Source organism: Glutamicibacter sp. MNS18, assembly GCF_026107515.2.
Classification (GTDB): Bacteria; Actinomycetota; Actinomycetes; order Actinomycetales; family Micrococcaceae; genus Glutamicibacter.
The window spans coordinates 20987-32859 of record NZ_JAPCHW010000009.1 but is presented as its reverse complement, the minus strand read 5'-3'; the positions used below and the strand labels follow the sequence as shown (position 1 = coordinate 32859).

The 11873-nt window shown below is 64.0% G+C and carries 12 protein-coding genes; 8 read left to right on the top strand and 4 right to left on the bottom strand.

Annotated elements, in window-relative coordinates:
• Positions 1-259: 259 nt before the first annotated feature.
• The gene (locus OK351_RS13090) at positions 260-991 is read left to right on the top strand and encodes a transglycosylase family protein (protein WP_265159660.1); all 732 of its coding nucleotides are present in this window, start codon (positions 260-262) and stop codon (positions 989-991) included.
• 107 nt (positions 992-1098) lie between these two features.
• Here OK351_RS13090 and OK351_RS13085 read toward each other — a convergent pair whose 3' ends face one another.
• Both OK351_RS13085 and kynA read right to left on the bottom strand, forming a co-directional pair.
• Entirely contained in the window at positions 1099-1929 is an 831-nt protein-coding gene (locus OK351_RS13085) for a PaaX family transcriptional regulator (RefSeq protein ID WP_265159657.1), read from the bottom strand.
• A gap of 4 nt (positions 1930-1933) precedes the next feature.
• Entirely contained in the window at positions 1934-2803 is an 870-nt protein-coding gene (gene kynA, locus OK351_RS13080; RefSeq protein WP_265159656.1) for a tryptophan 2,3-dioxygenase, read from the bottom strand.
• Positions 2804-2954: 151 nt separating this feature from the next.
• On the opposite strand from kynA, the gene OK351_RS13075 reads away from it, so the two are divergent.
• The 4 genes from OK351_RS13075 (at position 2955) to OK351_RS13060 (ending at position 6752) form a co-directional block, all read left to right on the top strand.
• A complete protein-coding gene (locus OK351_RS13075; protein ID WP_265159653.1) occupies positions 2955-3647 on the top strand; it encodes a CE1759 family FMN reductase in 693 nt (230 codons plus the stop codon).
• Positions 3648-3781: 134 nt separating this feature from the next.
• Positions 3782-4567, top strand: coding sequence for a 2-oxo-hept-4-ene-1,7-dioate hydratase (gene hpaH / locus OK351_RS13070; protein WP_265159650.1), 786 nt, complete (start codon positions 3782-3784; stop codon positions 4565-4567).
• On the top strand, positions 4552-5361 hold the full coding sequence (locus tag OK351_RS13065; RefSeq protein WP_265159647.1) for an aldolase/citrate lyase family protein: 810 nt from the start codon (positions 4552-4554) through the stop codon (positions 5359-5361). The genes hpaH and OK351_RS13065 overlap by 16 nt, the downstream gene beginning before the upstream one ends.
• Positions 5362-5441: 80 nt before the next feature.
• Entirely contained in the window at positions 5442-6752 is a 1311-nt protein-coding gene (locus OK351_RS13060) for a cell division protein PerM (protein WP_265159645.1), read from the top strand.
• Positions 6753-6755: 3 nt separating this feature from the next.
• On the opposite strand, the gene OK351_RS13055 is transcribed toward OK351_RS13060, so the two are convergent.
• Together OK351_RS13055 and OK351_RS13050 are read right to left on the bottom strand one after the other, a co-directional pair.
• A complete protein-coding gene (locus OK351_RS13055; protein WP_265159642.1) occupies positions 6756-7277 on the bottom strand; it encodes a DinB family protein in 522 nt (173 codons plus the stop codon).
• 103 nt (positions 7278-7380) lie between these two features.
• The gene (locus tag OK351_RS13050; protein WP_265159640.1) at positions 7381-8310 is read right to left on the bottom strand and encodes an NAD-dependent epimerase/dehydratase family protein; all 930 of its coding nucleotides are present in this window, start codon (positions 8308-8310) and stop codon (positions 7381-7383) included.
• Positions 8311-8518: 208 nt separating this feature from the next.
• On the opposite strand from OK351_RS13050, the gene OK351_RS13045 reads away from it, so the two are divergent.
• From OK351_RS13045 to OK351_RS13035, 3 genes are read left to right on the top strand one after another with little or no spacing between them, the layout of a single operon-like run.
• Complete coding sequence (locus OK351_RS13045; RefSeq protein ID WP_265159638.1) at positions 8519-9670, top strand: calcium:cation antiporter; 1152 nt, start codon at positions 8519-8521, stop codon at positions 9668-9670.
• Between the two features lie 57 nt (positions 9671-9727).
• The gene (purN, locus tag OK351_RS13040) at positions 9728-10297 is read left to right on the top strand and encodes a phosphoribosylglycinamide formyltransferase (RefSeq protein ID WP_265159636.1); all 570 of its coding nucleotides are present in this window, start codon (positions 9728-9730) and stop codon (positions 10295-10297) included.
• A 33-nt stretch (positions 10298-10330) separates the two neighbouring features.
• Positions 10331-11845: an SDR family NAD(P)-dependent oxidoreductase gene (locus OK351_RS13035; RefSeq protein WP_265159634.1), complete on the top strand. Its 1515-nt coding sequence runs from the start codon at positions 10331-10333 to the stop codon at positions 11843-11845.
• The last annotated feature ends 28 nt before the right edge of the window (positions 11846-11873 follow it).

Genomic DNA, 11873 nt, shown 5'->3' with positions numbered 1-11873 from the left:
CGTTGGGCAAAATTTTTTTCCGGGGTCTGACAGCTGAAAACGTTGATTCTGTGAGGATCCTGAATTGCCAAGGCGGTGTTTCGGCCCCTATCGTCGTCTATAACGTTTCGATAACACTCGCAGTGTTATGGAAAAACAACACACCACCGGGACTTCTATGACGCCCACCCGGGTGGGTGCACGTAATGTCGAAATGCGACGCTGGGCGCAACGCCAAGATGGCTTGGACAGCCTACGCGTGGAAGAGCACTGGAGAACCATGATCCAGCAGAAGAGCAAGAAGAACATCCACCGCGGCGCCGCCGCCCTGGCTGCAGTCGCCGTCGCTGGCGGGGCCCTGGCGATGACCGCTGCCCCGGCTTCGGCTTCAAGCACCTGGGACAAACTGGCCCAGTGCGAATCCAGTGGCAACTGGTCGATCAACACCGGTAACGGCTACTACGGCGGCCTGCAGTTCTCGCTGTCGACCTGGAAGGCATTTGGCGGTTCCGGGATGCCACACCAGGCTTCGAAGGCCGAGCAGATCCGTATCGCCACCAAGGTGCAGCAGGGCCAGGGCTGGGGTGCTTGGCCAGCATGCTCGGCCAAGCTGGGTCTGAGCGGTTCACCTTCCGGAACCCCGACACAGGATACCCAGAAGAAGACCACCACGCAGAAGAAGACGGTCACGCCAACGGAATCAACCCAGAAGAAGCAGGCCACCCAGCAAGCCGCACCAAAGCAGCAGGCGACCAAGGCCAAGTCGGTTGAACGCACGGCAGTGAAGAGCCAGGCAAAGCATGCGGCTCCGGCAACCCAGGCTCCGGTCTACAACGTCAAGGCCACCGACTCGGGTAAGGACTACACCGTCAAGTCCGGTGACACCCTGTTCAAGATCGCCCAGGACCTTGGGCTGGAGGACTGGCGCGCATTGTTCGTCCTGAATGACAACCAGTTGACCAACCCCGACCTGATCTTCGTGGGCCAGACCCTGAACGTCCCCACCAAGTAGTCCGCACCACTTGGAATTCAACCCCGCAACCGCCTTGAGGTGGTTGCGGGGTTGAACGCGTTGAGGATCGATAAAGATCTCATGCCGCTGAGCGGCAGCGGTACAGGTCAGCTACTCTCCGACCCCAGCAGGTGGTCCGCGTAGTCCTGCGCGGCCTGCTGGTGGGCAGCGGACAGCGCGAGGAACAGCTCCCGGCTTCGCTGTCCGGGCCACTCCTTGGGCAACATGGACTCGGGCAACCCGGGATCGAGATAGGGGATGGCACGCCAGGCGTCGATCAACGTGACGTAGCAGCAGTAGGAGTGTGCCGGACTGCCGGATTCGATCCCCAGATGGGCTACCGTAGCGATGAAGTCCTCATGGCGCTTCCCCAGCTTTTGCAGGTCCCACCACGAGCCGGCCGCAGCGGCTGCGGAGTGAGCGAACTCGGGCCTTCCGGTCACGAAGAGGGTCGCGTTCTGGCGTACCTCCAAGGACACCAGCACCTCCAGCACCTCCGCATGCAGGTATTCCGGGAAGATCCACAGCCCGGCGGAGACCTGGCCGCCGCCAAGCTGGGAGAAGTGCTTGCGCAGTTGATGCCGTGCCGGACGCATGGTCTCGGGCAGCGAGTAGGTAACCAATACCCACTGATCGTCGGCGCTCATCTGGCGCGGGGTGAAAATGCGCCGCGTGCCCCGGGCGAACATGGCCAACGCGGGGCTGCTGATCGAGACCATCCCGTCCTGCGGTGTCTGCAGCAACCCGCGGTCGGCCAGCCGGGTAATGGCCGTTTGGGCCGCAGCCTGTCCGACCCCGGCGGATGTTGCCAGGGTCAGGACCCGGGTGCGGCTGACCGGGGAGCTGGCATGGCGCAGGTACAGGCCGGCAATGGTGCGCAGGATCGAGGTGGCGCTGCCGCTCCTGGATTCGAAGTCATCCAGGGTAAATGCATCCAAGGGATTACTTCGTGCCAATTTCTGTCCGTACGGCAAAAAGCTCCGGGAAGAAGGTCAGGTCCAGGGCGCGCTTGAGGAAGGAGACCCCTGAGGACCCGCCGGTGCCGGTCTTGAAGCCGATGGTGCGTTGCACCACCCGCAGGTGGCGGAAGCGCCAGGCTTGGAAGTTGTCTTCCACATCTACCAGGTCCTCGCAGGCCTGGTAGAGGGTCCACGTTGTCTGCTCGGACTCGTAGATCTGCTTGAAGACCGGGACCAGTGCCTCCTGGAACTCCCAGGGCTTGGTGACATCGCGCTCGAGGATGGAAGCCGGGATGTCATAGCCCTGCCGGGCCAGGGCTGCCAGGAACACATCGTAGATCGAGGGCTCGTTCAGCAGGTTCTCCAACATCGCATGGGCGACCGGGTCGGCCTCGTGCACTTTGAGCATGCCGGCGTGCTTGTTGCCCAGGATGAATTCGACACCACGGTACTGGAAGGACTGGAAACCCGAGGAGGAGCCGAGGGAATCGCGGAACTGGGCGTATTCACGCGGCGTGAGCGTGGCCAGTACCGACCACTGTTCGGTCAGTGTCTTCTGGATGTGCTTCACGCGGGCCAGGCACTTCAAGGCCTTGCCGAAGTCGTCCACGGTGAGCAACCGGCGGGCTTCGACCAGCTCATGCAGCATCAGCTTGAGCCACAATTCACTGGTTTGGTGCTGGATGATGAACAACATTTCGTCATGGTGTTCTGGCATGCTGACCGGGTGCTGGGCCGAGAGGATCCTGTCCAGGTCGAGGTAGCTGCCATAGGACATGGTGTTGCGGAAGTCGGTGCGCACGCCGGGCTCGATATCGCGCTGGTTCGGATTCTGCTGCGGTTCTGTGGTCATGGACAAGAGTGTATCAATATCATGGCGATCGTCACAATAATGAAAATCAGGAAGGGTGGCCGGGTTTTGGCCGCTGTCCGGCAAGCGGGGAATGAAAGGCGGTGGTGGGCCGTTATGTATGCAAATGCATGAAACCAGAAGGGAACTCCTCATGAGCAAGTCGATCGTCGTTGTCTCCGGTGGACTCGGTACCCCCTCAAGCTCCGGGCTGCTGGGGCGCCAATTGGGTGGGGCCGTCACCCGGGAGCTGGCCGCAAACGGGGTGCAAGGTGAGCTGAACGTCGTGGAGTTGCGCGATTACGCCATGGATATCACCAGCAACCTGCTCACTGGCTTTGCGCCGCCGAAACTACAGCAGATGGTGGACGCCGTGGTGGCGGCCGACGTGCTGATCGTCGTCACGCCGGTCTTTACCGCTTCCGTGTCGGGGCTGTTCAAGTCGTTTATCGATGTGTTGGATCCGAGATCACTGGAGGGCAAGCCCGTCGTGTTGGCCGCCACCGGTGGAAGTGCCCGTCACCAGTTGGCCATCGACTACGCCATGCGTCCGATTTTCTCCTACCTGCGCGCGGATCTCATGCCCACAACCGTCTTCGCTTCCTCCGAGGACTGGGGAGGGGACCAAGGGGCCGGTGCCCTGTCGGAGCGTGAGACCCGGGTGGCCCACGAGGTGGTGCGGGCATTGTCGGCCGGCCAGGGACTGGGCGCGGATGCGGATCTGGGTGACACCCGTTCCATCGCACCCCGGGTCAGCGAGCACGCCACTGCCCGGGACGAGCTGACCTCGCTGCCCTTCGAGCAGTTGTTGGAGCAGGTGCGTTCGGGGTCCAATAGCCAGGCTTGAGGATGGCGAACGGGGCGGTGCCGGATCTAAGTACGATATGCCAACTGGCGGCAAGCCCGGTAGCATGCCCCTAAAAGCCGTGGAACGATAGGTCCGTCCGGCTAGGTAAGCGAACGCGAAAGGTATCCCCGTCGATGCTCCCCGAGGAAACGATCACGGCCATTGCCGATGAACTGGTACAGGCTGGTGCCACCCGCACCCCCGTGCCCCGACTGACCGCCCGCTACCCGGATATGACGGTGGAAGATTCCTACCGTGTCCAGAACCTGTGGCGCCAAAGATCCGAAGCCAACGGCCGTATCCTTGCCGGACGCAAGATCGGGCTGACCTCCCGGGCCATGCAGATGGCCACCGGCATCACGGAACCGGACTACGGCATCATCTTTGATGACATGGTGCTGGAATCCGGGTGCACCGTGAAGTGGGAGGACTACACCCACCCGCGTATCGAGATGGAGCTGGCCTTCAAGCTCAAGAAGGATATCGAAGGCCCGAACGCCAATATCTTCGATGTGCTAGAAGCGACCGATTACGTGATCCCTGCCTTGGAGATCCTGGATTCGCGCATCGAGATGGAAGGGCGCACCATTGTGGACACCATCAGCGACAATGCCGCCATGGGGGCGATGGTGATCGGCGGCAACCCGGTCAGGCCCGATGCGTTGGACCTGCGCTGGGTCTCCGGAATCCTGTTCAAGAACCAGACAGTGGAGGAAACCGGGGTCGCCGCCGGGGTGCTGAACCACCCGGCTGCCGGCGTGCACTGGCTGGCGAACAAGATCGCACCCCACGGGGACAAGTTGCAGGCCGGGGAAATCATCCTGGCCGGATCCTTCACCCGCCCGATGTGGGTCTACCAGAACGATACAGTCTTCGCGGACTACGGACCGTTGGGAACCGTGACATGTCATTTCGAGTAGCAGCCGACCCCTCCTTCAAGGATTTCCTGACCACCGCCGACCGTTCCCTGCTGGGAATCTGGGTCTGCTCCGGATCGGCGCTGAACGCCGAGATCTGTGCCGGTGCGGGGTTCGATTGGCTGTTCATCGACGCCGAGCATTCACCCAACGACTTATCCAGCATCCTCGCGCAATTGCAGGCCGTGCGCAGCTACCCGGTCGTTCCGGTTGTCCGTCCGCCGTTCAACGACACCGTGCTGATCAAGCAGTACCTGGATCTGGGGGTCCAGTCGCTGATCATCCCGATGGTCAACAACGCCGAGGATGCGCGCAAGGCGGTCGCCGCCTGCCATTACCCGCCATTGGGCGTGCGCGGGGTCGGCTCCGCGCTGGCCCGTTCGGCCCGCTGGAACCGGATCGGGGGCTACCTGCAGAATGCCTCGGAAACCATTACCGTGATGGTGCAGATTGAATCCGCCGAGGCGGTGGCCAATGTGGAGCAGATCGTGGGCACCGACGGAGTGGACGGAATCTTCATCGGCCCTTCCGACCTGGCAGCCTCGATGGGCGTGATCGGCCAGCAGAACCACCCGGACGTGGTGGATGCGGTCACCTCATCCATTCGAGCCGGGCTGGCCGCCGGAAAGTACGTTGGGGTCAATGCCTTCGACAAATCCACCGCGCAAGGCTATATCGAGGCGGGGGCGCATTTCGTCGGCGTGGGGGCCGACGTGGCCTTGCTGGCCCGGGCCAGCGAAGCGCTGGCGATGTCCTTCGCCGGTGAAAAGGGAACGGATACCCCGGCCAGCTACTAGACCGGCGGCAACCCCAGCTGTTGCCATCATTGCGCGTCGCACTGCCGTGTGCGACGCCAATGGTGGCAACATTGTGTTTAATGACCCGCGAAAAGAAACCCATGAAAGCAGTGATGCTTCGCCTGCGCAATGGCTGGCCGATGCCGTTGATGCTCCAAGGGGTATTTGAAATCCTGCAATCGGTGGTGTTTGTCGCCGCCATTCTGCTTGTCCCGATGATCGCCGTGTACTTCAGTGGCGGCTTCAGCGAAGAGTCCTTTGAAGTGATCATGCAATTCGGGGGCATCATCTGGCTGGCCATCCACGGAGTGCCGATCCAGGTGCATAACCTGGGGCCGGTGGCCGACCCGAGTGCGGTCTCCGGGTGGTTCACGTTGATCCCGCTGGGCTTGAGCCTGATCCCGCTCGTTTTCGCCATGCGCGCCGGGCGGCGGATCGCGCGCGCCTCCTACACCGATCAGCTCTGGCAGGGTCTGCTGGGCGCCTTTGCCGCCTATGGGGTGGTGGGCTTGGGAACGGGTTTCCTGGTCAGCAACCAGCATGCCTCGGTCAATGTCGTGGCTGCGGCCCTGGTACCTCTGGTGATCGTCTTCATCGGGCTGATCATCGGGGCACGCCGTGAATCCGGCTCCTGGGGCCGGTTGATCGGAGTGGACACCGCCGCCTATCTGGGCAGCCTTTCACCCCACCGACGGTGGGCTGGATCCTATGTCTGGCATGTGATTGTCGCGGGTTTCGTCGGCTACGTGGCCGCTGTCGGCATCAGCGGGATCGTGCTGTCCGTGGCGGTGGGATCCCATTGGGTGGATGTGGCCAACGTTTACCAGGAACTGCGTCCCGGCGCCATCGGTTCCTTCGCCTTGACCCTGCTGCAACTGGGGTTCATCCCCAACGCGGTGTTCTGGACCCTGTCCTGGATCAGCGGCGGCGGGTTCGCCATCGGCACCGGAAGCACCCTGTCCACCTTGGAAACCACGGTTGGTCCGCTGCCTTCCATCCCGCTCTTTGCCGCGCTGCCCAGCGGTGAGCACGGAACGATGTGGCTGTTCATGCTGTTGCCGGTCCTGGCCGGCATCGCCGCCGGATGGTACTTCCTGCGGGTGGGGGAGAACCACCTGGAGGACTGGTTCAGCCGCCGTATCCCGTACAACTGGCTGGCCCTGTCGGCTTCGACCACCGCGTTGGCGGTGTTCACCGGGCTGGTGGCCGGCCTGTTGAGCTTGGCCGGTGCCTGGCTGTCCTCCGGGTCGCTGGCCATCGGCCGGTTGGCCGAGGTTGGCCCGCATATGTGGTCCAGTGCGGGGTTGCTGGCCTTGCAGGTGGGTTTCGGAACGGCACTTGGCTACCTGATCGCACCGCTATTCGAAAGCGATCCGGTCCTCGAGGGCTAGGATCTAGCCCTTCACATCCCAGAGGTGGTGCACAACGTCATGCCAGGCGTACTGGGCCAGCGAGACGATGGTGAAGGCCGCACCGTTGGAGCGCAGGCCCTTGCGATGGTAGTCATGAGGGGAAATGCCCTGCAACCGGGCAGCGAAGTCGGTGGCGGATTCGCGCAGTTCGGTGGCGGCCTGGTAGGGAGCGAGCAGGTTGTAGTTACCCTTGATGGCATCCTGGTCCTGATCCCAGTTGGGGAAGACCGGATCGTCCTCGGTGAGCATCAGGTTCAACCGATGGACCATAACCTGGAGCATCCGGGCCACATGGACCACATATTCCTGTTCACTCCACCGGGCGGGGTCTAGGCGTTCGCGTGCCGTCGACCGGTCCAGCACGGATAGCAGCCGATCGACCTTCTGCGGAAGTTGCCCAACGATGTCCTCAGGCGTTGCCGAACGAACGTCCTGGGCGCATTCATGGCAGGGCTCCTTGAGCACCACGGTCCAGTCCTTGTCATCGGGAATGATCTGGCTCATTTGTTCCTCCTGGGCGGTGCGGGCTTCGGGATCCCAGTCTAGGCCGAACTCCGGGACGGATCCGAGGCCCGGCCAACGAAATGTCGTGTAAAGGGCGGACGGCTCACCGCAGGGTGGAAGCCACCCATTGGACTTCCTCGGCCAGCAACTGCGCCCCGGTGTCCACCGGCCGGTAGCCCAGTGCGGCGGCCGCGCTGGTATCCAGGACGCAGGGATGGGTCGTGCTCCACGGGTTGGCAACCGTTGCGGCAAGGGCCGGGCCGTTCTCAATGGAACCGGACCAGCCGAGGTGCCCGGCGATGGCCTGGACGATTTGCCGAGCCGTGGGGGTATCGGGATCCGCGCTGTTCAGGATCCTGGCCGCAGGACGGTCGGCGAGCTGGTGGATGAGCGCGGCGATATTGGTGGCCGCGCTCAGGTGGTCGATGCTGTCCCCCTGGGGCAGGATGATATGTTCCGCCCCGGAGCACATGGCCTGCGCGATGTCCCGGGTGCGTGCATTACGCGCCCTACGGCCATGGACCTTGGACGGGCGAAGGATCGTGATGGGCAGACCGCTGTCCAGAGCGGCCTGTTCTACCGCGACCTTGGATGGGGCGTAGCCTGCACGGCTGAAGGGATCCACCCCGTCGATTGCGGCCGCCACGGTAGGCTGGGATTCGGTCAGCGGAATCGGGAAGTGCGGGATTTGTCCGCCATTGAGGTGCCGACCCTGGCCATCGACATACACGGCACGACTGGAAACCACCACCGGGCATTGCACAGCGGCCAGCGCCGGGAACAGGGCGCGCAGCTCCACAGCGCGGTAGGCCAACAGGTCCAGCAGCAAAGTGGTGTCCGCGGCCACCAGCGCGTTGATGGCTCCGTGTTCGGAGCGGTCAAGCCGGTGAAAGCGCACCCCGAGAGCCACCAGCTCAGGCGGCATGGCCTGCGGGTTCCGGCCGGTGACCTCAACCCTCCAACCGGCACGGCCCAGCCGTTGGGCCAGCGCTACTCCCAGCGCTCCGGTGCCACCCAGGATCACGGCTCGCATCCTCTGATATCCCTCCAGATCGTGTTTCCAGCCACCGCCCCGATCCTATACGGGCAGGTGGTGATCTGTTTCTCAGTCGGCCCTCGGCACTGGAGAACGGGCACGCGCTGGCCTAGGCTGGAATCCAAGACATCGCTGATATTCCGGACGGGACGACCCGTTCGTTCATTCGACACGGGGACGACCTCGTGGAATAGGCCCTGTACCCTTGAACACCACCCTGACGCGTTCGATCATTACCCCGACCGCGGTGATCCGCCTTGCCCTGGGCTGGGGCACCTTCCTGTTGCTGGCACTGTCCGGATCCCTTCTTGAACCACCATTACCCGGATGGCTGCTGCTCACCGCCCTGCTGGTCATCATCGCGGTCATCCTGCTCTGCGCCTTCGGCGTGGTCCACGAGGCCGAACAGCTGGCGCGGCGGATGGGAGATCCCTACGGCTCGCTGGTACTGACACTATCGATCGTCATGATCGAGGTCATCCTGATCTCGGCGGTCATGTTGGGTCCCGGGGAGCATGCAACCATTGCCCGCGACTCGGTGATGGCCGTGTCGATGATCATCCTGAACCTGGTCATCGGAATCTCGTTGCTGGCCGGTGGAATGAAGCACGGGGCGATGGCCCCGAACCGGACCGGGACTTCGGCCTACCTGGTGATGTTGCTGGTATTGCTGTCCCTGGCCTTTGCGCTGCCCGGTTTCATCGGCGCGCAGGGCACCTTCACTGCCGGGCAGCGGTGGCCGCTGGTGGTGCTGACCCTGGGGCTGTACGCCTTTTTCCTCTTCCGGCAGATGGGCGCCCAGGCGGGGGACTTCACCGAGGTGCAACCCGTGCGTCCGATGAACCGGGAAGACGCTGGCGGGTCGGGCGGCCCCACCCCGATCAAGCGGATCCTGGCCGAGCACAGGAAGGAAATCGGGTTGCGCCTGGGGTTGTTGGTGATCACCGTGCTGCCCATCGTGCTGCTCTCCCATGACATGGCCAGCCTGCTGGATGACGGTTTGGACAGGGTAGGCGCACCGGTGGCGCTCTCCGGGATCCTGATCGCCATGATCGTGTTCCTGCCCGAGTCGATTACCTCCGTCCGCGCGGCCCTGCAGGGTGAAATCCAGCGGGTTTCCAATCTGTGCCACGGCGCACTGGTCTCCACGGTTGGGCTGACCATCCCCGTGGTTCTGCTGATCGGGGCATTTACCGGGCAAAGCGTGGTCTTGGCCGAGTCACCGGTGAATCTGATGCTGCTGGCGATCACGCTGATGGTGAGCGTGGCCGGGTTCTCCGCCAAAAAGGTCACCGCCATGCACGGGGCGGCCCATCTGGCCCTGTTCGCGGTCTACGGCATGGTCGTCTTCGCGTAGGTGCAAGGGGCCGCGGCGAATACGCCGGAGCACTGCCCACACCCTAGAATAAACACCATGCGTATTGTGGTTTTGGTTTCAGGTACCGGTTCGAACTTGCAGGCGGTCATCGATGCCGTGGCTGCTGGTGAACTGGGGAATGTGCAGATCGTCGCGGTGGGGGCCGACAAGCACGGCACCTACGGGGTGCAGCGCTCCGCGGACGCCGGCATCGAGACCTTCGTGGTCAACTTCAAGGATTACCCCGACCGTGCCGAATGGAACCATGCGCTGACCCGGAAGTGCCTGTCCTATGCCCCGGACTACGTGATCTCCTCCGGATTCATGCGCATCGTGGGCGAGGAATTCATCAACGCCTTCAACGGTACCTACATCAACACCCACCCGGCCCTGCTGCCCTCCTTCCCCGGAGCCCACGGGGTTCGTGATGCCCTGGCCTACGGGGTTAAGGTCACCGGGTGCACCGTGCACATCGCCGACGCGGGCGTGGACACCGGTCCGATCCTGCGCCAGGAAGCCGTCGCGGTGCTCCCCGAGGACACCGAGGACACCCTGCATGAGCGGATCAAGGTGGTCGAGCGCCGGCTGCTGATCGCCACCTTGGCCGACCTGGCCGCCGGGCGCTGAGCAACAGGCATGCCCAGTACACTGGATGCAGATATGACTGAGCATCCCCCTGCGGCCGATCCGGTCGGCGAGAACGAACCCTTCACCGCGGCCGAGCTGGCCACCGCCCTCAAGGTGCTGGGGGTGGTGCACCGGCTGGAAGCCACCGACGAACGGCATATCGCCGTGCGCCGCGCCACGGCGAACATGTTCAAGGCCGCCAAACGGTACCGCAAATCCCAGAAAAGGGCGGCGATCACCGCTGCGGACCGGGCCGTGATCGAGCGCACCGCCACCGGCTCGCCAACCCGGCTGGATGACGAAACCCTGGGGCTGGACCTGTCGACACCCACCGAGGAGCACACCGCAGGCCGCTACCAGCGCCCCCGCGGCTGCTATATCTGCAAGAAGCGCTACACCACCGTGGACGCCTTCCACCACTACCTGTGTCCGGACTGCGCCGCGGCCGGGCGCGAACGCCGCGAGGCCCGAACCGACCTGCACGGCAAACGCGCGCTGCTCACCGGGGGGCGGGCCAAGATCGGCATGCACATCGCGTTGCGGTTGCTGCGCGATGGAGCGCACACCACCATCACCACACGGTTCCCCCGGGACGCCGCCCGCCGGTTCGCGGCCCTTGAGGACGCGCCCGACTGGCTGCACAGGTTGCGCATTGTCGGCATCGACCTGCGCGACCCGTCCCAGGTGATCTCGTTGGCGGACCGGATGGCTGCCGAGGGGCCGCTGGACATCCTGATCAACAACGCGGCGCAGACCGTGCGGCGCACCGCGAACTCCTACCGGCATCTGATCGAATCCGAGAACCACCCGCTACCCGAGGCATTGCAGTTCGCCCGCGGAGGACCCCAGCTGTGGGGTGAGGCCAACCCGCCGGCCGAACATCCCAAGGCGCTGGCCAACGCGTTCAGGCTGGGGGATCTCGCGGTGCCGGTGATCGCGCCCACCGCCGGGTACCAGGCGCAGGCGCTCGCCGAACTGGCGATGACCGCCGGGTCGGCCACCCTGGAGCGTATCGCCGCCGGAACCGCCATCGATGCCGGAGGGCTGGTGCCGGACGTGGTCACCGAGAACTCGTGGACCCAGATCCTGGGGGATGTTGACGCGCTGGAAATGCTGGAAGTCCAGCTGTGCAATGTGACCGCCCCGTTCCTGCTGGCCTCCCGGCTGCGCCCGGCACTGGCCGCCTCCAAGGCACGGCGCAAGTACATTGTGAACGTCTCCGCCATGGAGGGCCAGTTCTCCCGCCGCTACAAGGGTTCCGGACACCCCCATACCAACATGGCCAAGGCCTCGCTGAACATGCTCACCCGCACCAGCGCCCAGGAGATGCTGGATACCGACCGGATCCTGATGACCGCGGTGGACACCGGGTGGATCACCGACGAGCGCCCGCACGAGTCGAAGGTGCGCATGGTCGCCGAGGGCTGGCATGCTCCGCTGGACCTGATCGACGGGGCCGCCCGCGTCTACCAACCCATTGTCGATGGCGAACTCGGCATCGACCTCTATGGGTGCTTCCTCAAGGACTACGAACCCTCGCCCTGGTAGGCTCCGCAGGCCGCTGGGCACGGCGGCG